Here is a 24,674-nt window from a genome sequence, read left to right on the forward strand (position 1 = left end):
ATGCTAATTTTGTGTTAATCGCTTCACGATTTTCACTGTTTCGTACGCCGCTTTCTCAATTTGCTCTTTCGTATTTCCAAGTCCGAAACTAAAGCGTACGGATGAACGTATTTGATCGGAGTCTTTTCCGAACATCGCTACTAATACATGTGATGGATCAATCGAACCAGCTGTACACGCCGAACCACTCGACACTGCAATGCCAGCTAAGTCTAAGTTCACAAGGAACGGTTCAATGTTCATTCCTGTAAAACTGATATTAAGCACATGTGGTAAGCGATATTCTAAGTTTCCGTTTACCTCGAAAGTAATGTCTTCATTTTTGAAGACAGATACCATTATATCTTTAAACTCTTCATATTGGGCATTTTTTTGCTCACGAGTTTTTTCAGCTAGCAAAATTGCATGTTGCAAACCAACGATACTCGGTACATTTTCAGTACCAGCACGGCGTTTTCTTTCTTGCTCCCCGCCTATTAATAACGGTTCAAATTTCACATTTGCACCAGCGTATAGGAACCCTACACCTTTTGGTCCATTAATTTTATGAGCTGAAATCGATAATAAATCAATGCCGAACTCTTTCACATCTATTTCTACTAATCCGTAAGCTTGTACCGCATCTGTATGAAAATAAGCTTGATGCTCTTTTAGCAACTTCCCTATTTCCGCGATTGGTTGCATCGTCCCGACTTCATTATTCCCAAACATAACGGATACGAGAATCGTCTCTTCTGTTAATGCATTTTGTATGTCAGAAACTTGAACGCGTCCTGTTTCATCAACAGGTAAATATGTCACTTCAAACCCTTCGCGCTCTAACAATTCACACGTATGCAAAATTGCATGATGTTCAATTCGCGTCGTTATAATATGGTTACCTTTATGACGATTCGCACGTGCTACACCTATAAGCGCTAAATTATCAGCTTCTGTACCACCGCTCGTAAATATAATTTCATTCGGATTCGCATGAATGCTACGTGCTCCAGCGCGTCTCGCCTCATCTACTGCATGGCGCGTTTGACGTCCATAAAAGTGAATACTAGACGGGTTCCCGAATGTTTCTATCATATATGGAATCATCTTTTCGACCACTTCTGGGTGAGTCGGAGATGTCGCAGCATGATCTAAGTAAATGCGTTCCATTAAATCTCCTTCTTTCCAAATCGTTTCACAAGGAATTAAATGTAAAACATATAGCCCCCGTGATTTTCTTCCTCATAACGTACTAAATCTTCTAACGTTGTACTATCTAACACTTCTTGCACCGCATCACGAACACGCATCCATAATTGGCGTTGTGCCGGTTCCTCTTCTTCTATCATTTCTACAACACTAATCGGACCCTCTAATACACGGATTACATCCCCAGCTGTAATGTTAGCTGGCTGATCAGACAATACATATCCGCCATATGCCCCGCGCGTACTCTTTACTAGACGAGCGTTACGAAGTGGTGAAATTAATTGCTCTAAGTAATGTTCCGATAAATCATGTGCCTGCGCAATTGATTTTAAGGAAATTGGACCTTCACCAAACTTTTTTGCAAGATCGATCATAATTGTTAAGCCGTAGCGGCCTTTCGTTGAAATCTTCATCTATTTTGCACCTCTTTTCAAATTTTCACTTCTATTGGTTATATCTTATTTATAAAAGAACACAATTTAAAATCCTATGAAATTATAGCATAATATAGTATTATAAGAAATTTCAACTTGTGTATCAAAATGATAACATAAAATCACATTGAAAAACTCGGAAATTATTACAATTGAAAGAAAAATGAAAATATTTATATTCATTTTTTCCACAAAACAGCATCCTATTTCAAATTCCACTAAAAAAAATGATACGATAGAAAGAGATTATACATTAAGGGAGACGGTAAAAATGAAACAGCCACTCGCACATCGAATGCGCCCTACAAATATTCAAGAAATTATCGGACAACAACATTTAGTTGGTGAAGGAAAAATTTTATGGCGAATGGTCCAAGCAAATCATTTTCAATCTATGATTTTATACGGCCCTCCAGGCACAGGAAAAACATCCATTGCGAGCGCAATTGCAGGAAGTACTGGAACCCCTTTTCGCCTATTAAACGCTGTTACTCATAATAAAAAAGATATGGAAGTTGTTGTACAAGAAGCAAAGATGCATCGACACCTCGTTTTAATTTTAGATGAAGTACACCGTCTAGATAAAGCAAAACAGGATTTTCTATTACCTCATTTAGAAAGCGGACTCCTTACCTTAATCGGTGCAACAACGAGTAATCCGTTCCATGCTATTAATTCTGCTATTCGAAGTCGTTGTCAAATCTTCGAATTACACGCATTAACAGAAGATGATCTTTTAATTGGCTTAAAACGAGCACTTGAAGATAAAGAAAAAGGTCTTGGGGAATATGATGTAACGGTTACGCCGGAAGCATTACATCACTTTGCAAATGCATCTGGTGGAGACATGCGTTCTGCTTATAATGCACTTGAACTAGCTGTTTTATCTAGCTTTACAACGGACGAAAAAGCTGCGGTAATTACGCTAGAAATTGCAGAAGAATGCTTGCAAAAAAAGAGCTTCGTTCACGACAAAGGCGGTGATGCTCATTATGACGTATTATCGGCATTTCAAAAATCGGTACGCGGAAGTGATGTAAATGCAGCACTTCACTATTTAGCACGTCTTATTGAAGCTGGTGATTTACAAAGCATTGGTAGACGTCTTCTTATTATGGCATATGAAGATATCGGACTTGCTAGCCCGCAAGCCGGACCGCGTACACTAGCAGCTATAGAATCCGCTGAACGAGTTGGATTCCCGGAGGCACGCATACCACTTGCAAATGCTGTTATCGAGCTTTGCTTATCACCAAAATCAAACTCAGCTTATAAAGCACTTGATACTGCATTACACGATTTACGCAACGGTCAAACAGGCGACATTCCAAGTCATTTAAAAGATAGTCATTACAAAGGCGCAGAATCACTTGGAAGAGGCATTGGATACTTATATCCACACGACCATCCAAATGGCTGGGTACAACAACAATACTTACCTGATAAAATAAAAAACAAACAATATTATAAACCGAAAACGACAGGGAAATTTGAGCAAGTACTTTCTACTGTATATGAAAGATTACAAAGTTCGAATAAAACGAAAAATAAAGGGTAACCTAAGCGAAAACGTCACCATTATGGAGGCTTCGCTTATGAAAACACGTCAAGATGCATGGACAAAAGAAGACGATCTCCTTTTAGCAGAAACTGTTTTACGACATATTCGCAGCGGTAGCACACAAATAAAAGCATTCGATGAAGTCGGCGATACATTGAACCGCACTTCCGCAGCTTGCGGATTTAGATGGAATGCTGAAGTAAGACCGAATTACGAAGATGCGGTGCAACTTGCAAAAAAACAACGGAAAGAATTAAAACGCTCTGAAGCTAAAATAGAAAAAGAGCATTTCACGAAAACGAAACAACTCGTAATCGATGCCGAGTTTTCAGAAGATATTACGCCAAGTAAACAGGATCTTACCATGCAAAGTGTCATTTCATTTTTACAAAACTTGGAGCACAATAATCCTTCACTCGCAAAATTACAAACTGAAAATGACGTATTACAAGCTCAGCTCACTTCCCTGCAAAAAACAAATCATGAACTTGAAGCAAAATTAGCGGTCCTCTCAAAAAAACAACAAGCAATCGAAGAAGATTACGCCATGCTTGTTAGAATTATGGACCGTGCTCGAAAACTCGTTTCGGTTGAAGAACAAGAGGAACAGATCGCTCCAATTTTCAAAACAGATCAAAATGGAAATTTAGATATTATTTATTCTGCAGAGAATTAAAAACAGGGACGTCACTTTTTTGACTAAGTGACATCCCTTTTTGTTTCTTTGGCGGAGAGTATATATGTGCGTATATGTGCCGGTAAATGAAATTATATCGACGATTTTTCAAATATATCTATCGAAACTCAAAATATATCAACGATTTTTTTAATATATCGACGATTCGACAAGGAATATCGATTTACCGACAAAAATTGACGAAATATCCCTCTCTTTCATACAAGGAAACTTCTGAAACGAATTGGATATTTTTTACTTAAATATTACTATAAACATATACGTTTGAAGGGAGATGGTTACTATTTCATTAATAGTCTTCAAAATAACACTCGGTGTTCTCGTCCTAACATTAGGATTTTTTACCATTCAAAGTTTAAAAAAGACTTCCGCCTATAAGTCGGATAAATACGATTATTCTTTATTAGGATTACTTACATTCGAATTATTAGTATTGCAAATATCTGCAATTCTTTAAAACATAATAGAAAAAGCATATATCCTAGACGATATATGCTTTCTTCTTATTCTTGCCCTACACGCTTCACTTCAACATTTTTAATACGTTCACGTACAACGTGACTTGCCATAATTAGGCCTGCCACAGATGGTACGAATGCATTTGATGAAGGTGGTAATTTCGCTTTACGGATTTTTGCATTTTCGTCTGGTACGATTTCTTTACGTACTTCTTCACGAATTACGATTGGGTTTTCGTCAGAGAAGACAACTTTTACACCTTTTTTAATACCATCTTTACGAAGCTTCGTACGAATTACTTTCGCAATTGGATCTGTATGTGTTTTAGAGATGTCCGCAATACGGAAACGAGTTGGGTCCATTTTATTTGCTGCACCCATGCATGAGATAATTTTAATTTTTCGACGTAAGCACTGTTTAATTAAATGAATTTTGAACGTAATCGTATCAGATGCATCTACTACGAAATCCAATCCATGTTTGAAGAACTCTTCATATGTTTCATCAGTATAAAACATTTCTAGTCCAATTACTTCACACTCTGGATTAATGTCTGCGATACGCTCTTTCATTAATTCTACTTTTGAACGTCCTACAGTAGATACTAACGCGTGAATTTGACGGTTTACGTTTGTAATATCTACAACGTCTTTATCGACTAATACGAGACGTCCTACACCAGAACGTGCTAACGCCTCTGCCGAAAATGACCCTACGCCGCCAATTCCTAAAATACCGACTGTACTATTTTTTAATATTTCAAGTCCTTCTTTACCGAAGGCTAATTCATTACGTGAAAATTGATGTAACATTCAGCTCTACACTCCTATTACAAAAATGGTCTATCATGTATTCTAGCGTTTTTCCGACTATTTGTATAGAAAAAGTTATAGAATTCCTAAAAATACATATTTCGAGAATAAAAACATAGTGTAAACCGGCTTTTATTCCCCCCTAAATATACGTTTAAAAAGGAGGATTTAGAGAACCGAGCAAATCGAGGCACGTATGCTAGGAGGAGCGCAGTGTAGGAGTACTACTCGAGCACCGGACTAGCATACGTAACAATGAAATGCGACAGTTATCTAAACCGGACTTTTTAAACAACCCTTTCAATATACGTTTAAAAAGGAGGATTCAGAGGGCCGAGCAGATCGAGGCGCTGAAGCCAGGAGGAGCGCAGTGTAGCTTTACTACTCGAGCACCGGACTGGCGAAGCAACGACGAGATGCGACTGCCCTCTGAACCGGATTTTTTAAACTTCCTCTCAAAAAAAGTCTAGACGGCTATAGTATAACCATCTAGACTTTATTCTTACTTCTCTTCTTTTAAGCTTAATTGTAAGTTTAACTCTTCAAGCTGTGCTTCTGCAACTGGGCTTGGAGCTTCTGTTAATAAGCAGCTTGCGCTTGCTGTTTTCGGGAATGCAATTGTATCACGAAGGTTCGTACGGCCTGCAAGTAACATAACAAGACGGTCTAAACCTAATGCGATACCGCCGTGTGGTGGAGTACCGTATTCGAATGCTTCTAGTAAGAATCCGAATTGCTCTTGTGCTTCTTCTTGTGAGAATCCAAGTGCTTTGAACATTTTTTCTTGTACGTCACGCTCGTAAATACGAAGTGATCCACCACCAAGCTCATAACCATTTAATACAAGGTCATATGCTTGTGCACGTGCTTTTTCTGGTGCCGTTTCTAATAGCTCAACGTCTTCACGGAATGGCATTGTGAATGGGTGGTGAGCTGCGAAGTAACGATCTGCATCTTCATCGTACTCAAGAAGTGGCCAATCCGTTACCCATAGGAAGTTAAATTTACTTTCGTCAATTAACTCAAGCTCTTTACCTAGACGTAAACGAAGTGCACCTAAGCTATCTGCAACAACGCTCTTCTTATCTGCTACGAATAGTAATAAGTCGCCAGCAGTAGCTTCTAATGTAGTCATTAACGCGTTTGCTTCTTCTTCACCGAAGAATTTCGCAATCGGTCCTTTTAAGCCGTCCTCTTCCACTTTAAGCCAAGCTAGACCTTTTGCACCGTATACTTTCACGAATTCAGTTAATGCATCGATATCTTTACGAGAATATTTGCTCGCAGCACCTTTTGCATTAATTGCTTTTACTTGTCCGCCGCTTTCTACAGCACTTGTAAATACTTTAAAACCACAATCCGCTGCAAATTCAGATAGGTCTGTTAGTTCCATTTCAAAGCGTGTATCCGGCTTATCAGAACCGTAACGAGCCATTGCATCAGCATATTTCATACGAGGGAATGGTGCACTCACTTCTACACCTTTTGCATCCTTCATAACCTTCGTCATCATGCGCTCCATCATATCTAAAATTTCATCTTGTGTTAAGAATGAAGCTTCGATATCGATTTGCGTGAATTCTGGTTGACGGTCTGCACGTAAATCTTCGTCACGGAAACAACGTGCTACTTGATAGTAACGCTCAAATCCGCCGACCATAAGCAGCTGTTTAAATAATTGTGGAGACTGTGGTAACGCATAGAATTCACCATCATGTACACGACTTGGTACTAAATAGTCACGAGCTCCTTCTGGTGTACTCTTCGTTAAAATTGGTGTTTCCACTTCTAAGAACTCTTCTGTGTCTAAGAAGTTACGAATTGTTTTCGTTACGTCGTGACGCATTTTGAATGTGTTAAACATTGCAGGACGACGTAAGTCTAAATAACGATATTTTAAACGCACATCTTCTGATGCATCTGTATCATCAGCAATAATGATTGGCGTTGTTTTTGCTGCATTTAATACGTTTACTTTCGTTGCTTGCACTTCAATACGACCCGTTGCCATATTGTCATTAATTGCGCCTTCACCACGCTCAACAACTGTACCTTCTACGTGCAATACGTATTCACTACGAATAGTTTCTGCTATTTCTAACGCTTCTTTTGATGTTTCTGGGTTAAATACAACTTGCACGATACCTGTACGGTCACGTAAGTCGATAAAGATTAATCCACCTAAATCACGGCGTTTTTGTACCCAACCTTTTAATTGAACTGTTTGTCCAACTGCTTCTACTGTTACTTTTCCACATGCATGTGTTCTTTCAGCCACTGTAAGTTCCCCCTATATTAATTTCTCTGCTACGTATGAAGCAAATACATCTAATGCTACTTCTTCTTGTTCCCCTGTTGCCATATCTTTTAAGTTAATGATGCCTTTATCTAGCTCATCTTCCCCTAATACAGCTACAAATTTCGCCTTTAGACGATCTGCTGATTTAAATTGTGCTTTCATTTTACGGTCTAAATAATCTTTTTCAACTGATAATCCAGCTTTACGAAGATCAAACGCAACTTTCGCAGCATGGTCTTTCGCTTTTTCACCAAGCGCTACAACGTAGCAATCAATACTATGTTCAATTGGTAATTCGATGTTTTCAGCTTTTAGCGCCATAATTAAACGTTCGATACTCATCGCAAAACCGATACCTGGCATTTCTGGTCCACCGATTTCTTGTACAAGCCCGTTATAACGTCCACCACCGCTTAATGTAGTGATAGCACCGAAACCTTCTGCCTCACTCATAATTTCAAAAACAGTGTGTTGGTAGTAGTCTAAACCACGTACTAAGTTCGGATCTTTTTCAAATGGAACATCCATCATCGTTAATAGTTCTTGAACTTTGTCGTAGTATACTGCTGAATCTTCGTTTAAGTATTCTGTAATAGATGGTGCTGTTCCCATTAATTCATGGTTACGGTCCTTCTTACAATCTAAAATACGAAGAGGATTCTTTTCTAAACGAGATTGGCAGTCAGAACAGAACTCACCGATACGTGGCTCGAAGTGTGCGATTAACGCATCACGGTGCGCTTGACGGCTCGCCGCATCACCTAAGCTGTTTAATACAACTTTAATATTTTTTAAGCCCATGCCGCGGTAAAACTCTACAGCAAGTGCAATTACTTCTGCATCAATCGCAGGATCGTTACTACCGATTGCTTCAATACCGAATTGTACGAATTGACGATAGCGACCTGCTTGTGGTCTTTCGTAACGGAACATTTGACCAATATAGTATAATTTCGTTGGCTGTGTTGCATCACCGAACATTTTGTTTTCAACGTAAGAACGTACAACAGGTGCTGTACCTTCTGGACGTAATGTTAAACTGCGCTCTCCACGATCTTGGAATGAGTACATTTCTTTTTGTACGATATCTGTCGTATCACCAACACCACGTAAAAATAGCTCAGTGTGTTCAAAAATTGGTGTACGAATTTCTTTATAGTTGTAACGACGGCAAATTTCGCGTGCTTGCCCTTCGATATACTGCCATAACTCAACGCTACCTGGAAGAATATCTTGCGTTCCGCGTGGGATTTGAATAGACATATTCAGTTCCTCCTCAAATTGTTTTAATCTTAATAAAAATAAAAAAACTCCCGCCTCTACTGTTTGAACAGTAGGGACGAGAGTATTATACCCGTGGTGCCACCCTAATTGAAGCACGTATGCTTCCACTTTTTTAATAACGCTTAAATGTGCGTTCATCCCTACTAAGCATATATGCCGTGCAAGTTGAAACCTCTAGAGTGTCATTCAATCAGTCATCATGCAGAAATGTTTTCAGCCTAAGACATTTCTTCTCTTTCCATGTGTGTCTCATTTACTCTTCTCTATCAACGGTTATATTCATATGTAAATATAAAATTACTATACGTTTGTTGAGTAGGATTGTCAAGTACTCTAAGAGCGTTCAATCTGCTTCTTTAGACGCTTTACATCTTGAAGAGAAATCCCAAACTCAGAAGCAAGTTCCATTGAAGTATTGTTTTGCTCTTTTGAAATAAAATCATGAAAATTTACGTTAAACAGTTGATTTGCACCATTTGTAACAGAATGCCCTTTTTCGTTCATACGCATACGTATATCCCTCACATTCAATATAGATGTTTTACTTTTTATTGTTCCATATTGATGAAAGAGTTATACATAACTGAAACAGCTATTAATTCCAAATAAAGTAAAACTTTAATGAATAAGGGTTTTGTCCATCGCCACTCATTATTAGCCCTCACTAATCAAGCTTCGACGGGCAGTGGATCTCCCACAAATAGCGAGATAAATGAACAAAACATACAACAATGTATAAAAAAGAAGGGATTATATAATCCCCTCTTTTTTAAGCAACACTATTTACTATCCACAATTAAGGTCACCGGACCATCATTGATTAAAGAAACATCCATCATTGCTCCGAACTTCCCTGTTTCTACATGCAATCCTTGCTTACGAACTTCCTCATTAAAGAAATCATATAAACGCTCTGCATAATCAGGTTTGGCAGCATCCATAAAGTTTGGACGTCTTCCCTTGCGACAATCTCCGTATAATGTGAATTGCGAAATTGATAGAACTTGTCCTTCTACATCAAGTACAGAATGGTTCATCTTTCCACTCTCATCTTCAAAAATACGTAAGTTCGCAATTTTTTCTGCAATGTAAGTTGCATCTTTTTCTGTATCTTCATGCGTAATGCCAACTAGTAATGTTAAACCGAACGGAATTTGTCCTACGATCTCACCGTCTACTGTGACAGACGCTTCTTTTGATCGTTGTAAAACAACTCTCATCTTTTCTACACTCCCTATTAATGCATCATGCGTCGTACTGCATAAATTTCTGGAACACGTTTAATGCGTTCTACTACTTTTTTCAAGTGCTGTAAGTTACGAATAGAGATTGACATATTAATTGTCGCCATCTTATTACGGTCACTTCTACCAGAAACTGCCGAAATATACGTTTTCGTCTCTGTAACAGCTTGTAATACTTCATTTAATAAGCCACGGCGATCGTAACCTGAAATTTCAATATCAACGTTATACTCAATTTCTTTTTCAGGACTACCTTCCCACTCTACTTCCAATAAACGTTCTATAGCTTCTTCTGTATGAACATTTACACAATCACGGCGGTGAATCGATACACCTCGGCCTTTCGTAATATACCCAACGATATCATCACCTGGTACTGGGTTACAGCATTTTGATAAACGAATTAATAAATTATCTGCACCACTTACTTTAACGCCAGAATCCCATTTTCGAATTTTCATCGGTTTACGAACTTCTTTAACTTCAACGATTTCTTCTTCTTCACGTTGCTTACGGAATTTGTCCGTTAGTCGCGTAACAATTTGCGACGCTGTAATCCCGCTATATCCAACTGCTGCAAACATATCTTCTTCATTTGCAAAATTGAACTTCTCGGCAACACGTTTTAAATTGTCAGGAGCTAACACTTCTTTCATCTCATACTCTAGGCTACGCACTTCTTTTTCAACAAGTTCACGGCCTTTTTCAATATTTTCATCTCTACGTTGCTTCTTAAAGAATTGACGTATTTTGTTTTTCGCATGAGATGTTTGAGCAAGTTTCACCCAGTCTTGACTTGGCCCATACGAATGTTTCGATGTTAAAATTTCAATGATGTCACCAGTTTTTAATTTATAATCAATCGTCACCATTTTGCCGTTTACTTTTGCACCAATTGTTTTATTTCCAATCTCCGAATGGACACGATACGAAAAGTCAATCGGAACAGATCCAAGTGGCAATTCCATTACGTCGCCTTTCGGTGTAAAGACGAATACCATGTCAGAGAATAAATCAATTTTTAATGACTCCATAAACTCTTCTGCATTAGAAGCTTCATTTTGCCATTCTAATATTTGACGGAACCATGTAAGTTTCTTCTCTAATGTACCTGTTGTTTCTGCTGTTTTTCCTTCTTTATACGCCCAGTGCGCCGCGATCCCGAATTCTGCAATCTCATGCATTTCTTTCGTACGAATTTGCACTTCAAGCGGATCACCTTTCGGCCCAATTACAGTCGTATGAAGAGATTGATATAGATTTGCTTTCGGCATTGCAATATAATCTTTAAAACGACCTGGCATCGGCTTCCAGCACGTATGAATAATTCCAAGTACTGCATAACAATCTTTAATACTATTTACAACGACACGTACAGCTAATAAATCGTAAATTTCATTGAACTGTTTATTTTGCAGTGCCATTTTACGATAAATACTGTAAATATGCTTTGGTCTTCCAGAAATCTCAGGTTGAATTGCAACTTCTTTTAATTTCTCACGAATACCAGTCATTACTTCGTCTAAATATTCTTCACGCTCTGCACGTTTACGCTTCATTAAATTTACAATACGATAGTACTGCTGTGGATTTAAATAGCGAAGTGACGTATCCTCTAGCTCCCATTTAATAGTACTAATTCCGAGTCTATGTGCTAAAGGTGCAAAGATTTCTAACGTTTCATTTGCAATGCGACGCTGCTTCTCTTGAGGCAAATGTTTCAATGTACGCATGTTATGAAGACGATCAGCTAGTTTAATTAAAATAACTCGAATATCTTGAGCCATTGCGATAAACATTTTGCGATGATTTTCTGCTTGTTGTTGCTCATGAGATTTATATTTAATCTTTCCGAGCTTTGTTACACCATCGACAAGCATAGCAATTTCTTTATTAAATTCCCGTTCAATATCTTCTAATGTAATTTCAGTATCTTCCACTACATCATGTAAGAAACCTGCTGATACTGTAGCTGGATCCATGTGTAAATCAACTAAAATACCTGCAACTTGAATTGGATGAATAATGTACGGTTCACCCGATTTTCTGTATTGTTCGCTATGCGCATCACGTGCATATTCATAGGCACGTGCCACTAGCTCAATATCTTCATCTGCTAAATATTGACTTGCTTTCTCGAGTACCTGTTCAGCTGTTAGTACCTGCTCATTTGCCATCGAATCACCTTTTATTGAAAATTGACTTTATCTTAATTAAGTAGAATAAATTATATTCTATCATTATAACCTAATGATTGTGAATTGTGAAAAGGAAAAGATTTTACTGACATTTCACCTTATTTTTTTGTGCAATTATACAAAAGTACCCGCTCCTCTCCAAGAGATTCACGGGTACTTCTTATCACCGTAGTTTTACCTATATAGTGATTAGTATTTTTCTAATACTAATACATCGTAACCATCTAACATTTTACGACCATCTAAGTAAGTAAGCTCTACTAAGAATGCAATTCCTGCTACAACTCCGCCAAGTTCTTCAACTAGCTTAATTGTCGCTTCAATTGTTCCACCTGTAGCTAATAGATCATCTGTAATCAATACGCGTTGACCTGGCTTAATTGCATCTTTATGGATTGTTAAAACATCTTTACCATATTCTTTACCGTAGTCAACTGTAATTACTTCACGTGGTAATTTCCCTAATTTACGAACTGGTGCAAAACCTACTTCTAACGCATAAGAAACTGGGCAACCGATAATAAAGCCACGTGCTTCTGGCCCTACTACAACGTCAATGTCTCTTTTCTTTGCATACTCAACGATTGCATCTGTTGCTGCTTTGTATGCTTTACCGTCGTTCATTAACGGTGTAATGTCTTTAAATACAATACCTTCTTTTGGATAATCCGGTACAATTGCGATATGTTGCTTGAAATCCATATTTCTGAATCCTCCTCAGATCTAAAAGGTTTGTAAATACAAATCCTTTACCCTAACTGTTCTACTTCTTTATGATTACGAATCGTTTCAAACCATGTATATAGTTGCTGATATGTGCTATAAACCAATTCTTTTTCTAATTGTAAGTGGTTCATTTTCTCACGATATGTGTTCGATTCAATTAAATCACGCTTTTGTTTTTTGTCTGCCATAAAAATGACGCCATCTTTTATTGTAACAAATTCTAACTCAAAAAACACCTGTGTCATGAAATTTACTGTATCTTTTGACCAACCTTTATGTCGACATAGTTGTTCTCCATATTGTCTTAAAGAAAATGGCGCTTTTTGGCTCAAGAAAGAATAGTACCATTTAAAATGTTCCCTCGTTGGAACAGTACTAAATAAATGATTATTCTCTTGATAAAATAGCGTATAAATTCGCGACGGGAACCCCACTTTAAATAAATCTCGTAATTCATCTGTTCCTTTTGGCAAATCAAGTAACACGATGTATTGATCGTCTAAATGAGTTACTTCTGATGCATGCATCAGATGCTCTTTAAAGTCTTCTAAAGAAAACTTATTCAATACCTCTTCAGAAAAATACACCATCGTTATTTTTTCTTTCGGAAGTTCTGCTACATTCGCTTCTACGTTACGCATACTACGCCAATCAAATAATTGCCACGCCTCTACAGCAATATCTTGTACCATTAATTGCGGCTTCTTAAAATTATTCCATTCATTGATAGATGCTTCTCCTATTACAGATACCTTTGCAACTGGAGAAATTTCTTTCGCATACGCACCAAATCCAAATCCGATTGTATCCAGTGTCGCTTGTCCATCGCGAAGAGCCATTTTCAAATGAGAGCCATCTGATCCGATTGCACGAATACTTTCTAACTCTGCATCCTTCACTGCAATACGCGGTTTTGGATTTCCAACACCAAATGGCGCTAACTTTTGCATGTCTTCAATTGCTGCCAGTGTTACATCCTCCACTTTACAAAAGACATCAACAGCTGTAATTGGAATAAAATCTTCTTCTGTTAAAATTACCTCTGCTTGTTCATTTAAGCGGCAGCGCAATTCATCTACATCATTCATATGTAGCGTCATTCCCGCTGCCATCGGATGCCCTCCGAAGTGTGGCAATAACTCTCTACAATCTGACAAGTTTGCAAACAAATCAAATCCTGCAATACTACGTGCTGAACCTTTTGCTGTTTCTTTTACAGGATCAATGCATAATACAATCGTTGGACGATAAAAACGTTCAACTAATTTAGATGCGACAATTCCAATTACACCTGGATTCCAGCCTTCTTTTGCCAGTACTAGTACTTTATTGTCTTCTGGCGGGAAATTATTTTCCACTTCAGCGATAGCTTCTTCTGTAATTTGCTTTACAATATCTTTTCGCAGTTTGTTCAGCTCATCAATTTCTTCAGCTAGCTCTTTCGCTTCTTCTGGATCATCTGATAATAAAAGATGTACAGCCGGCGTAGCATCTTCTAAACGGCCAACTGCATTAATACGCGGCGCGAGTGAGAATCCAATGCTCTCTTCTGTAATTTCACTTTGCGAAACGTTAGCAACTTTAAATAGCGCCTTTAGCCCGATATTTTTCGTCATGCGCATATGCTTTAAACCGCGCTTCACTAGTAATCTATTCTCACCATGAAGTGACACTAAATCGGCTACTGTACCAATTACTGCAATTTCTAATAAATTTTCTGGTACACGGCCTAGTAGTGCATGTGCAACTTTAAATGCAACACCTACACCAGCTAAATAGTGAAACGGATATACACCGCCATCTAATTTCGGATGAATAATCGCAAGTGCTTCTGGCAATTCTGGTGGTGGCTCATGGTGATCTGTAATAATAAGATCTATTCCAAGCTCCTTCGCTACCTTCGCTTCATGTACTGCTGCGATACCAGTATCGACAGTAATAATTAGGGAGAACCCCGCGCTATGCGCCCAACGAAATGCTTCTTCGTTTGGTCCATAACCTTCTGTGAAACGGTTTGGGATATAAAATTCTACATTTGCACCTAATTCTTGCAAAGCAAGATATAACACAGTCGTACTACTTACTCCGTCCGCATCGTAGTCACCAAATATTAATATTTGCTCTCCATTTTGAATCGCCTTATTTACACGTTCTACCGTTCTATCCATTCCTTCTAATAAAAATGGATCATGAAATTCTTGATTTTCTGTATTTAAAAAATCTAAAATCTTATCTTCTGTATCTAGTCCTCTACCGAGGAATAACGAAACGACAAGTGGTGATAATTTTAATTTACTTGCTAATTCACTCACTCGCTCGTCATTATATTCTTTTTCTTTCCAACGCGTCTTCGGTTGTAACACGAAATCACCCCTTAACCTGTTCATTATACAAGACAGATTAAGGGGTGACAATATAATGCAAACTACGATGCAATATCTATATACTAAAATGTTAATAATGTTTAATTTGGAGAATACGGATTTATATGTACAAACACATTTTGTACGTTATCTTGTTCCATAAGCGTTTCTTTCACATGCTTTCCAATGCGGTGCCCTTCTTCTACAGTAATGTATGGATCTACAGAAACTTTAATATCGACAATAACGTAATGACCATGCTCCCTTGCATATAAAGAACCGATTTTTTTCACACCGTCTATTTGAAGTACTGCTTCTCTAAGCGGAACAACATCTTCCTCATGAAGAACATGATCAAGCGTTGCATGAATTGCTTCTGCTCCAATACTCCATGCCATTTTTGCAACAAGAAGTGAAACAAATAATCCTGCAATTGGATCGGCATATACAAGCCAATCTAACCCGAACTTACCACCCATAATTGCTGCACAAATACCGATTAAAGCTGCAATTGAAGAAAATACATCCGAACGATGTTCATATGCATTTGCAATAATTGCATCACTATTTATCCTCTTCCCTAATCGGAATTTATATTGAAACATTCCTTCTTTCACGATAATTGAAAGAACAACAGCAAAAATCGTAATTCCCTTCGGTGGTTCTAGTTCCTGCGAAAAAGCTTTTATAGACGAAATCGCTATCTCGATTCCCACAATAAATAATAATACTGCAACAATAATCGCTGAAATCGATTCCGCTTTACCATGACCGTACGGGTGATCTTCATCGGGCGGTTGCTTTGCTGCTCGCAATCCAAAAAGTACAGCGAGCGAACCAATTACATCTGATGCAGAATGTACGGCATCCGCTAATAGTGCTTTACTGTTCCCAATATAACCAATTACCGCCTTTACAATCGCTAATATAATATTACCAACGATCCCGACAATAGCACCAAACTCGGCCTGTTTAAAACGTTCATCTTTTTCCATAATTAAAATCCCTTCTTTTCTTAACCTATCTTTTTATTGTAGCAAAAACAGCGATAACATCACCACCTTCTTCCATCTTACTTCTGTTAAAAAGTTGCTATCTTATTGTATCCACAAACGAAAAAAGAGATGCCTCATAAAGAGACATCATCTTTTTTATACTTGCGGTTCAGATTCTACTTTCTCAACCTTTTTCTTGTTTTTGCCCTTTTTCAAACGACGGTTTTCAAGCATTAACCAAATTTGAGAAGCAACGAAAACAGAAGAGTACGTACCTACAACTAATCCAACAAGTAACGCAAACGAGAAGTTACGTAATGACTCACTACCGAAGATAAGTAACGCAATTACTGGGAATAACACTGTTAATACGGTGTTAATTGAACGACCAAGCGTTTGGCGAATACTTGCATTTACGATTTCTTCTAAGTCTTTTATATCGCGAACTCGTTTTTTCTGTTTGTATAATTCACGGTTTCTATCAAATGTAACAATCGAGTCATTAATAGAATAACCGATGATTGTTAATACCGCAGCGATAAACGTTAAATCTACCTCTAATTGGAAAATACTAAATATAACAACCATAACGAATGCGTCATGTAATAATGCAAGTACTGCAGATAATGCGTACGTAAATCTGAATCGAATACTTACGTATAAAATGATAACCGCAGAAGCAATTAATACTGCGATAAATGCATTTCGTGCAATTTCTTTACCAATTGTCGGTGAAACTGTACTTACGTTTGGATCTGTACCGTATTTATCGTGGAAGAATGTTTTTGTTTTCGCAATTTCATCTTTTGATAGAACACCTAAAGTACGAACTGCGAATCCTTTATTGTCATCTCCAGTCGGTACAATATTTTCTTCCTTCACATCAATTTTCAATTCTTTAAAATCTTTATGAACATCAGACACAGTAAGTGCTTGTTTTGATTGCAAGTCGATACGTGTACCACTCGCAAAATCAATACCAAGATTCAATTTGAAAATCGGTAGTATAATTGCACCTGCAATTACAACTACAATCGAGAAAACAAGGAATTTATGACCGATATTTACGAAGTTAATACGATCAAATCTTGTCGGTGGATGTACTACACCTTTTGTTAATGGAATAATATCCTTTTGTTTCACACCAAAGTATCCTGGCTTTTTATCGAAGTAACGGCTCTTTACAAGTAAACCTAGTAAGAAACGAGTACCGAATACGTTCGTAACGAAACCAACTAAAATACTTACGATTAAACTTGTTGCGAATCCTTTTACAGAGCTATTACCATAAACGAATAATACACCAGCCGCTGCAAGAGTCGTAACGTTTGCATCTAAAATTGTTGCTAATGAACGATGATTACCAGCACGGAATGCTGACATCATTGACTTACCAATTTTCAGCTCTTCTTTCAGTCTCTCGTACGTAATAATATTCGCATCAACTGCGATACCTACCCCGAGCACTAATGCCGCAATACCTGGTAATGTCAGAACCGCATGCATCCAGTTAAATACGAGTAGCGTAACAAAAATGTATAGACCTAACATAATAACCGCTACAATTCCTGGTAAACGGTAGTATACAAGCATAAATAAGAAAATAAGAGCGATACCAATCGCACTAGCGAAAATCGTTTGCTCTAACGCTTGTTGACCAAATTTCGCTCCAACTGATGTTGAATACATTTCTTTTAAATCAACAGGAAGTGCACCTGCATTTAATAAAGATGACAGTTGTTTCGCACTTTCAACTGTGAAGTTTCCACCTACGATAGATACTTCAGCTTGATTAAACACTTGGCTTACTGTTGCTGCTGATAAGAACTTCGGATTCGGTTTTGCAGACTCTGCTTTATACGAATCTTTTCCTTCTTCAAAGTCAAGCCAAATTACCATTAAATTCGTTGGTGGTGGCATTTTTGAAATTTTTTCAGTTACTTCACGGAATCTATCAGCGCTTTTTAGTGTAAGACCTACGCTCGCACGGCCTTGCTCATCAAATGTTTGTTTCGCTCCGCCGCCTTTTAAATCCGTTCCGTCCATAAGAAGGTTGTCATCTACATCACGGAATGTTAATTTCGCTTGTGTTGATAACATTTCACGTGCTTTTTGCTGATCTTGTACACCAGCAAGCTGTACGCGAATTCGATCTTGTCCTTCAATTTGAATGTTCGGCTCACTTACACCGAGAACATTGACACGATTTTCAAGAGCACCTACTGTACTTACAAGTGCCTCTCGGTCGATTTTATCACCTTTTTTGGCTGGTTTTACTTCATACAGAATTTCAAAACCACCGCGAAGGTCTAGTCCTAGACTAATTCCTTTTGCTATGTCTTTTCCTGCCGCACCAATTACTCCACCGATTAATAAAACGATGAGGAAAAAGGCGGCAATTCTCGTACCACGCTTTGCCATATGTACCCTCTTTCTGCTACTAACACTTTAAATAAATCTCTTACGATTTACTTTTACACGTGTGCATACGCCTAGTTAGTAGACTTCCTTTCTATAATTTTGCTAGTTCATCACTAGCTGTGTCGGTAAGTTTTTCACAATACCTACACTTTCATTATTTATTTTTTCTCTTCACTACCCCCTTTATATATAATCTTAGACATAATTATTTCCTCATTATCAATACCTATCATTATACTGCAAAAGGAAGAACAAACCAATTGCAGTCGGTTATTTATTTTCATATTCATCAAATGACCAAAGTGGTGCTTGATATGCTTCCACAGTTAAATAATTCATATATTCATTAGTACTTACTCTTAATACATCATTTACTAATTCATATAATCTAACATCACCGTTTATTTTTTTCCACTTCTTCACTTTGAGAAACTTCCAAATATCATCATCTGTTACTCGGTCATAACCGAACATGTGAAACTCTTCTACTTTGCTTTCTAAAACGACTTGTAACTGTCCGCGGTATGATTCTACCAAAGCCTCTTTTTCTAACATACATAAACATCTCCTTCTTATTTCAGCACGAAAAGTCGCTTTTAATCCCGCTCTAATGGACAGCAATAACTACTTTCAAGAGCCTCTCATACTTCACTCTCTTAAATGCTTGTCATTCTTGTCTCATACGTGCATATAAATTATTGTAAATCATTCCACTGATTTTGAGAAGGTAGGAGAAGACCATGACGAGACAAAGCTTTTTAAAAGGCGCATTTATTTTAATGATAGCCGGCTTTATTACCAAAATCCTTGGATTTATTAACCGGATTGTAATGGCACGTATTTTAGGGGAAGAAGGTGTTGGCCTTTATATGATGGCCGTTCCTACATTCATTCTAGCAATTACATTAACACAAATCGGCCTTCCTGTCGCAATCGCAAAATTTGTAGCAGAAGCAGAAGCTGTGAACGATAAACAAAGGGTTAAAAAAATATTAACAGTGTCATTAGCTGTTACATCCGTTATTAGTATCATTTTAACAATCGGAATTATGCTTCTCACACCTATTTTAGCAAAAACATTATTAACTGATGAACGAACGTACTATCCATTAATGGCCATTTTACCTGTCGTTCCTGTTATTGCTGTTTCTTCTGTTTTACGCGGTTATTTCCAAGGGAAACAAAATATGAAACCTAGCGCTTATGCTCAAGTTATAGAACAAGTTGTCCGCATTACAATTATCGCTATATGCATTCAGTTATTTTTACCTTACGGCGTAGAATATGCTGCAGCTGGCGCTATGTTATCAGCCGTTCTCGGTGAAGTTGCATCGTTATTATTTTTACTCACTTTATTCCAGCGCGAAAAACATTTATCTATACGCTCTGGATTTTTCACTACTGTAAAGGAGAGCAAAGGTACATTTTATTCTCTTATGGATATTGCCCTTCCAACTACAGGAAGTCGTTTAATCGGTTCCGTTTCATATTTTTTTGAACCTATCGTTGTTATGCAAAGCTTAGCGATTGCCGGAGTTGCTGCCTCTGTCGCAACCCAGCAATACGGTATATTAAACGGTTATGCATTCCCACTTCTATCACTGCCAGCCTTTATTACATACGCTCTTTCTACAGCACTCGTTCCATCTATTAGTGAAGCGATGGCTAAAAGACAGCATAAATTAGTGGAACACCGCCTACAACAAGCTCTTCGAATCTCATTAATTACTGGTGGGTGGTCAGTCGTTATATTATACGTATTCGCTTCTCCTATTTTAACTCTTATGTATGGATCGGATAGTGCAACAGCATTTATCCAGCTTCTTGCACCTTGCTTTTTATTTCATTACTTTCAAAGTCCACTTACCTCTGTTTTACAAGCTTTAAACTTAGCAAGAGCTGCAATGATGAATACATTTATTGGCGCCATCGTGAAATTAATCGTTATTTTTGTACTAGCTTCAAGGCCAGATTTTCAAATGATGGGGGTTGCACTCGCTATCGCTGCAAATATAGTGACGGTAACATTCCTTCATTACGCTACTGTTTTAAAGAAAATTACATTTACCATTTATGCAAAAGACTACATTTTCGGCGGACTTGCCATCGGTATTGCAGGTGCTTTCGGTTTTTACCTTCATAAATATATGATTTTCTCTCATTCACTTGGCGTACAAACATTATGGGAAATCACTTTAACAACAATCGTTTATATTACCCTCCTCTTCACTTTCAAACTCATTCGAAAAGAAGAGTTAAGTCGACTTCCAATCATTCGAAAACTTTCATTTTTGAAGTAAACGGGCTTACTATTTCATATAGTAAGCCTCTAGTTTTCTTTCAAATCAACAAAAAATTGTCCGTTTTGAAAGCTGCAGTATAAAATTTGTGCGATATCGTTATAACCTAAGTTTTTTAATTTGCCAATAAGCCATTCGTCTGTATGTTCAATCATTTGTAAATGATTCAATTGAATTTCTCCATCAATAATAAGAGGAAGAGTAAACTGCAATGTATCCTGTTTACCTTTTTGTTTTTGAAAGACAGATAACTTCCCAGATGGTTCTAAAATAGCGTATTCTACATCTCGGATATCTCCAACTCCTTGCTCCCTTAATTGCATCAATAAATCATCTATATTATAACGCTGATTTCTCATCTTCTTTTCATCAATTTTCCCCGCATTTACAAGAATAGCCGGCTCACCTTCTATTAAATGCCGAAATCGTTGAAACTTTAATGAAATGACTGACAAAATAATCTGTATACACATAAGAAAAGTCATCGGAACTAATTGGTGCCAAAGTGATTTATCGGTATTTTCAATTGCGACTACAGCCATTTCCCCAAGCATAATGAATACAACTAAATCTAATACACTTAACTCTCCAATTTCACGTTTACCCATAAGACGAAAAATAATTAATATGATGATATACAAAAGTATCGTCCGGCCAATGATTGATACCCATTCCATTTCTACATCTCCTTTTTTACGTATAGACTCCCCTATAAAAAATAAACTAGTCTAACTTGGGCAAAAAGAAAATATGCTTGTATTAAAAAGGGGGAATGTATAAATGGATGGAACGAAAAAATTATCAACCGCAATCGGCTTTGGTATCATTACCTTATTAATTTTTGCATCAATTATTAGCATGGTTATGGCTCTTTTATTAAAGTTTACAGATATGACTGAAGAGACATTAGCCGTTACTATTTTTATACTAGCTCTTTTATCTATGCTTATATCCGGATTTACTGCCGGCAAAAAAGCACAAGGGAAAGGTTGGCTAGTAGGTTTCACAACAGGTCTTACATTCGCTATACTTGTTTTTCTAGTTAACTATTTAGGCTTCTCTCAAACTTTATCGAACTCCCAGTTACTTTATCAATTAGCATTAATGGGCGCGAGTACACTCGGTGGTATTTTCGGGGTAAATATGTCAAAACAAAATAACTAAAAAAGGCCCTGCACATTTCATGCAGGGCCTTTCTCATTAGTTTTTCACAACTTCACGAATCGCATTACGATCGAAAGTTAAGTGTGAACCACCAGATTTAATAACGATTTTCGTCTCATCTACTGATTCGATTGTACCGTGTAAACCACCGATTGTTACGATAGCATCACCTTTTGCTAACTCATTTTGCATTTGAGCAACTGCTTTTTGACGCTTTTGTTGCGGGCGAATTAATAAGAAATAGAAAATCGCAAACATCGCAACGATCATAACGATATTCATCATACCTGGATTCATCTTTTGTTCCTCCTTTTAAATTATGTATTAGAAGTTTTTAGCATTCGGTTTATTAAAGCCATACTGTTCAAAGAATTCTTCGCGGAAATCGCCAAGACGGTCTTCACGAATAGCTTGTCTCACCTGCTCCATTAAGTTTAACAGAAAATGAAGGTTGTGATAAGACGTTAAACGAATTCCAAACGTTTCATCACATTTCATTAAGTGACGAATGTACGCACGAGAGTAATTTTTACATGTATAGCAATCACAGTTTGGATCAAGTGGACCGAAGTCTCTTGCGAATTTTGCATTTTTTACAACTAGACGACCTTCACTTGTCATACATGTACCATTTCGAGCGATACGAGTTGGAAGTACGCAGTCAAACATATCAACTCCGCGAATTGCACCATCAATTAATGAGTCAGGGGAACCCACTCCCATTAAGTAACGTGGCTTATTATCTGGAAGAAGTGGTGTTGTAAACTCAAGTACACGGTTCATAATATCTTTTGGTTCCCCAACAGATAAACCACCTATAGCATAACCAGGGAAGTCCATTGAAACAAGGTCTTTCGCACTTTGACGACGAAGCTCTTCGAACTCTCCACCCTGTACGATACCGAATAAACCTTGATCTTGTGGACGTTCATGTGCTTTTAAGCAACGTTCTGCCCAGCGGCTTGTACGTTCTACAGATTTCTTCATATATTCAAAAGTAGCTGGGAATGGTGGACACTCATCAAATGCCATCATAATATCTGAACCTAATGCATTTTGAATTTCCATCGCTTTTTCTGGTGATAAGAATAATTTATCTCCATTTAAGTGATTACGGAAGTGAACGCCTTCCTCTTCAATGCGACGGAAGTCACTTAAACTAAATACTTGGAAACCACCAGAATCAGTTAAAATCGCACGGTCCCAGTTCATAAATTTATGCAAACCACCTGCTTCACGAACAATTTCGTGACCTGGACGTAGCCATAAATGATACGTATTACTTAAAATAATACCAGAATCCATTGCTTTTAATTCTTCTGGTGACATTGTCTTAACTGTTGCAAGTGTACCAACTGGCATAAATGTTGGTGTATCAAATGAACCGTGCGGCGTATGTACACGTCCTAAACGGGCACCCGTTTGTTTACAAGTTTTAATAAATTCATAACGAATTGCTGTCATAATTTACTCCTTTTATTTGTTTCCCATTTTAGCGTGAGATGCAACGAACATTGCATCACCGAAGCTAAAGAAACGATATTTTTCTTTTACTGCTTCATTATAAGCATGAAGTACATTATCCCTATTTGCAAATGCACTTACAAGCATAATTAATGTTGATTTCGGTAAATGGAAGTTTGTAATTAAACCATCAATTGCTTTAAATTCATAACCTGGGTACATAAAAATATCTGTCCAGCCAGAAGCAGCACAAAGCTTGCCGTCATGATCTGTCGCAATTGTTTCTAACGTACGAGTTGATGTCGTACCTACAGTAATAATACGTCCACCATTCTCTTTTACACGGTTTAATAATGCCGCTGTCTCTTCAGACATATGGTAATATTCTGCGTGCATATGGTGTTCTTCAATCGTATCGGCAGAAACTGGTCTAAATGTTCCAAGTCCTACATGTAGGGTAATGAAAGCTAACCCAACACCTTTTTGTTTTAACTTCTCAAGTAACTCTTCTGTAAAGTGAAGTCCTGCAGTCGGTGCTGCTGCTGAGCCAATTTCTTTCGCATATACCGTTTGATAGCGATCGCGATCTTCTAGCGTCTCTTTAATATATGGAGGAAGTGGCATTTCCCCAAGTTCATCTAAAATTTCATAGAAGATGCCGTCATATGAAAATTCAAGATGACGTCCACCTTGATCTGCAGTTCCTGTGCAAGTTGCTTTTAATTTCCCTTCGCCAAAAGAGATAACAGTTCCTTCTTTTACACGTTTCGCTGGCTTAACAAGTGTTTCCCACTTATCGCCTTCTTCTTGCTTTAGAAGAAGTACTTCAATGTGTGCGCCTGTATCTTCTTTCACACCGTGCAAACGAGCAGGCATTACTTTTGTTTCATTTAAAACTAAGCAATCTCCCTCATGTAAGTAAGAAAGAATGTCCGTAAAATGTTTATGCTCAATATCACCTGTTTCACGGTCTAACACCATTAATCTTGATGTTTCACGATCTTCTAATGGGACTTGTGCAATAAGTTCTTCTGGTAAATGAAAATCAAACAGATTTATATCCAT

Annotated in this window: 21 protein-coding genes and 1 other annotated feature; of the genes, 4 read left to right on the plus strand and 17 right to left on the minus strand. The window is 37.6% G+C overall.

The annotated features are described in order from the left end of the window. Positions 1-3: 3 nt before the first annotated feature. Together DN389_RS17420 and cymR are read right to left on the minus strand one after the other, a co-directional pair. Positions 4-1,149 carry a cysteine desulfurase family protein gene (locus DN389_RS17420; protein ID WP_098189875.1) on the minus strand — a complete coding sequence of 382 codons (1,146 nt, stop codon included), beginning with the start codon at positions 1,147-1,149 and terminating at the stop codon, positions 4-6. A 35-nt stretch (positions 1,150-1,184) separates the two neighbouring features. Next, positions 1,185-1,601, minus strand: coding sequence for a cysteine metabolism transcriptional regulator CymR (gene cymR, locus DN389_RS17425; protein ID WP_000704116.1), 417 nt, complete (start codon positions 1,599-1,601; stop codon positions 1,185-1,187). A 292-nt stretch (positions 1,602-1,893) separates the two neighbouring features. Between cymR and DN389_RS17430 the strand changes: the two genes are divergently transcribed. Together DN389_RS17430 and DN389_RS17435 are read left to right on the plus strand one after the other, a co-directional pair. Beyond that, on the plus strand, positions 1,894-3,180 hold the full coding sequence (locus DN389_RS17430; RefSeq protein WP_149237399.1) for a replication-associated recombination protein A: 1,287 nt from the start codon (positions 1,894-1,896) through the stop codon (positions 3,178-3,180). 37 nt (positions 3,181-3,217) lie between these two features. Then, positions 3,218-3,859 (plus strand): RsfA family transcriptional regulator, encoded by a 642-nt coding sequence (locus DN389_RS17435; RefSeq protein ID WP_000857718.1) that lies wholly within the window; start codon positions 3,218-3,220, stop codon positions 3,857-3,859. 524 nt (positions 3,860-4,383) lie between these two features. On the opposite strand, the gene DN389_RS17445 is transcribed toward DN389_RS17435, so the two are convergent. The 11 genes from DN389_RS17445 to DN389_RS17490 form a co-directional block, all read right to left on the minus strand. Further along, the gene (locus tag DN389_RS17445) at positions 4,384-5,151 is read right to left on the minus strand and encodes a tRNA threonylcarbamoyladenosine dehydratase (RefSeq protein WP_000903181.1); all 768 of its coding nucleotides are present in this window, start codon (positions 5,149-5,151) and stop codon (positions 4,384-4,386) included. A 502-nt stretch (positions 5,152-5,653) separates the two neighbouring features. Continuing rightward, complete coding sequence (gene aspS, locus DN389_RS17450) at positions 5,654-7,429, minus strand: aspartate--tRNA ligase (protein WP_088123443.1); 1,776 nt, start codon at positions 7,427-7,429, stop codon at positions 5,654-5,656. A gap of 12 nt (positions 7,430-7,441) precedes the next feature. After that, the gene (gene hisS / locus DN389_RS17455; protein WP_000027073.1) at positions 7,442-8,713 is read right to left on the minus strand and encodes a histidine--tRNA ligase; all 1,272 of its coding nucleotides are present in this window, start codon (positions 8,711-8,713) and stop codon (positions 7,442-7,444) included. A 69-nt stretch (positions 8,714-8,782) separates the two neighbouring features. Further along, positions 8,783-9,013 (minus strand) — a binding site (T-box leader). A 54-nt stretch (positions 9,014-9,067) separates the two neighbouring features. Then, entirely contained in the window at positions 9,068-9,244 is a 177-nt protein-coding gene (locus DN389_RS28465) for a hypothetical protein (protein WP_001242605.1), read from the minus strand. A 269-nt stretch (positions 9,245-9,513) separates the two neighbouring features. Next, positions 9,514-9,954: a D-tyrosyl-tRNA(Tyr) deacylase gene (locus tag DN389_RS17460; protein ID WP_001266955.1), complete on the minus strand. Its 441-nt coding sequence runs from the start codon at positions 9,952-9,954 to the stop codon at positions 9,514-9,516. A gap of 17 nt (positions 9,955-9,971) precedes the next feature. Then, a complete protein-coding gene (relA, locus tag DN389_RS17465; RefSeq protein WP_149237401.1) occupies positions 9,972-12,155 on the minus strand; it encodes a GTP diphosphokinase in 2,184 nt (727 codons plus the stop codon). A 210-nt stretch (positions 12,156-12,365) separates the two neighbouring features. Then, positions 12,366-12,878: an adenine phosphoribosyltransferase gene (locus DN389_RS17470; protein ID WP_000346221.1), complete on the minus strand. Its 513-nt coding sequence runs from the start codon at positions 12,876-12,878 to the stop codon at positions 12,366-12,368. A gap of 47 nt (positions 12,879-12,925) precedes the next feature. Beyond that, positions 12,926-15,265: a single-stranded-DNA-specific exonuclease RecJ gene (gene recJ / locus DN389_RS17475; protein WP_149237403.1), complete on the minus strand. Its 2,340-nt coding sequence runs from the start codon at positions 15,263-15,265 to the stop codon at positions 12,926-12,928. Between the two features lie 101 nt (positions 15,266-15,366). Beyond that, positions 15,367-16,260 (minus strand): cation diffusion facilitator family transporter, encoded by an 894-nt coding sequence (locus DN389_RS17480; RefSeq protein WP_149237404.1) that lies wholly within the window; start codon positions 16,258-16,260, stop codon positions 15,367-15,369. Between the two features lie 156 nt (positions 16,261-16,416). Next, complete coding sequence (secDF, locus tag DN389_RS17485; RefSeq protein ID WP_001119085.1) at positions 16,417-18,681, minus strand: protein translocase subunit SecDF; 2,265 nt, start codon at positions 18,679-18,681, stop codon at positions 16,417-16,419. A gap of 270 nt (positions 18,682-18,951) precedes the next feature. After that, positions 18,952-19,236 carry a post-transcriptional regulator gene (locus tag DN389_RS17490; protein WP_000890214.1) on the minus strand — a complete coding sequence of 95 codons (285 nt, stop codon included), beginning with the start codon at positions 19,234-19,236 and terminating at the stop codon, positions 18,952-18,954. Positions 19,237-19,421: 185 nt separating this feature from the next. Between DN389_RS17490 and spoVB the strand changes: the two genes are divergently transcribed. Then, complete coding sequence (gene spoVB, locus DN389_RS17495) at positions 19,422-20,981, plus strand: stage V sporulation protein B (RefSeq protein WP_000198304.1); 1,560 nt, start codon at positions 19,422-19,424, stop codon at positions 20,979-20,981. A 29-nt stretch (positions 20,982-21,010) separates the two neighbouring features. On the opposite strand, the gene DN389_RS17500 is transcribed toward spoVB, so the two are convergent. Further along, on the minus strand, positions 21,011-21,658 hold the full coding sequence (locus tag DN389_RS17500; RefSeq protein ID WP_061672387.1) for a DUF421 domain-containing protein: 648 nt from the start codon (positions 21,656-21,658) through the stop codon (positions 21,011-21,013). A 103-nt stretch (positions 21,659-21,761) separates the two neighbouring features. On the opposite strand from DN389_RS17500, the gene DN389_RS17505 reads away from it, so the two are divergent. After that, positions 21,762-22,145: a TIGR04086 family membrane protein gene (locus tag DN389_RS17505; RefSeq protein ID WP_000349129.1), complete on the plus strand. Its 384-nt coding sequence runs from the start codon at positions 21,762-21,764 to the stop codon at positions 22,143-22,145. Between the two features lie 36 nt (positions 22,146-22,181). On the opposite strand, the gene yajC is transcribed toward DN389_RS17505, so the two are convergent. From yajC to queA, 3 genes are read right to left on the minus strand one after another with little or no spacing between them, the layout of a single operon-like run. Next, complete coding sequence (gene yajC / locus DN389_RS17510; RefSeq protein WP_001068064.1) at positions 22,182-22,442, minus strand: preprotein translocase subunit YajC; 261 nt, start codon at positions 22,440-22,442, stop codon at positions 22,182-22,184. A gap of 27 nt (positions 22,443-22,469) precedes the next feature. Further along, a complete protein-coding gene (tgt, locus tag DN389_RS17515; RefSeq protein WP_000125371.1) occupies positions 22,470-23,609 on the minus strand; it encodes a tRNA guanosine(34) transglycosylase Tgt in 1,140 nt (379 codons plus the stop codon). Positions 23,610-23,621: 12 nt separating this feature from the next. Continuing rightward, positions 23,622-24,674 carry a tRNA preQ1(34) S-adenosylmethionine ribosyltransferase-isomerase QueA gene (gene queA, locus DN389_RS17520; protein WP_000354010.1) on the minus strand — a complete coding sequence of 351 codons (1,053 nt, stop codon included), beginning with the start codon at positions 24,672-24,674 and terminating at the stop codon, positions 23,622-23,624.

The organism is Bacillus sp. AY3-1, assembly GCF_008368785.1.
GTDB lineage: Bacteria > Bacillota > Bacilli > Bacillales > Bacillaceae_G > Bacillus_A > Bacillus_A wiedmannii.

Bases quoted from the DNA above. Each gene is read 5' to 3' on its own strand.
- yajC (WP_001068064.1), bottom strand. From the start codon at position 22,442: ATGAATCCAGGTATGATGAATATCGTTATGATCGTTGCGATGTTTGCG.
- cymR (WP_000704116.1), bottom strand. From the start codon at position 1,601: ATGAAGATTTCAACGAAAGGCCGCTACGGCTTAACAATTATGATCGAT.
- DN389_RS17505 (WP_000349129.1), top strand. From the start codon at position 21,762: ATGGATGGAACGAAAAAATTATCAACCGCAATCGGCTTTGGTATCATT.
- DN389_RS17435 (WP_000857718.1), top strand. From the start codon at position 3,218: ATGAAAACACGTCAAGATGCATGGACAAAAGAAGACGATCTCCTTTTA.
- relA (WP_149237401.1), bottom strand. From the start codon at position 12,155: ATGGCAAATGAGCAGGTACTAACAGCTGAACAGGTACTCGAGAAAGCA.
- tgt (WP_000125371.1), bottom strand. From the start codon at position 23,609: ATGACAGCAATTCGTTATGAATTTATTAAAACTTGTAAACAAACGGGT.
- secDF (WP_001119085.1), bottom strand. From the start codon at position 18,681: ATGGCAAAGCGTGGTACGAGAATTGCCGCCTTTTTCCTCATCGTTTTA.
- DN389_RS17420 (WP_098189875.1), bottom strand. From the start codon at position 1,149: ATGGAACGCATTTACTTAGATCATGCTGCGACATCTCCGACTCACCCA.
- DN389_RS17490 (WP_000890214.1), bottom strand. From the start codon at position 19,236: ATGTTAGAAAAAGAGGCTTTGGTAGAATCATACCGCGGACAGTTACAA.
- DN389_RS17430 (WP_149237399.1), top strand. From the start codon at position 1,894: ATGAAACAGCCACTCGCACATCGAATGCGCCCTACAAATATTCAAGAA.
- DN389_RS17470 (WP_000346221.1), bottom strand. From the start codon at position 12,878: ATGGATTTCAAGCAACATATCGCAATTGTACCGGATTATCCAAAAGAA.
- DN389_RS17480 (WP_149237404.1), bottom strand. From the start codon at position 16,260: ATGGAAAAAGATGAACGTTTTAAACAGGCCGAGTTTGGTGCTATTGTC.
- queA (WP_000354010.1), bottom strand. From the start codon at position 24,674: ATGGATATAAATCTGTTTGATTTTCATTTACCAGAAGAACTTATTGCA.
- spoVB (WP_000198304.1), top strand. From the start codon at position 19,422: ATGACGAGACAAAGCTTTTTAAAAGGCGCATTTATTTTAATGATAGCC.
- DN389_RS17500 (WP_061672387.1), bottom strand. From the start codon at position 21,658: ATGGAATGGGTATCAATCATTGGCCGGACGATACTTTTGTATATCATC.
- DN389_RS17460 (WP_001266955.1), bottom strand. From the start codon at position 9,954: ATGAGAGTTGTTTTACAACGATCAAAAGAAGCGTCTGTCACAGTAGAC.
- hisS (WP_000027073.1), bottom strand. From the start codon at position 8,713: ATGTCTATTCAAATCCCACGCGGAACGCAAGATATTCTTCCAGGTAGC.
- DN389_RS17445 (WP_000903181.1), bottom strand. From the start codon at position 5,151: ATGTTACATCAATTTTCACGTAATGAATTAGCCTTCGGTAAAGAAGGA.
- DN389_RS28465 (WP_001242605.1), bottom strand. From the start codon at position 9,244: ATGCGTATGAACGAAAAAGGGCATTCTGTTACAAATGGTGCAAATCAA.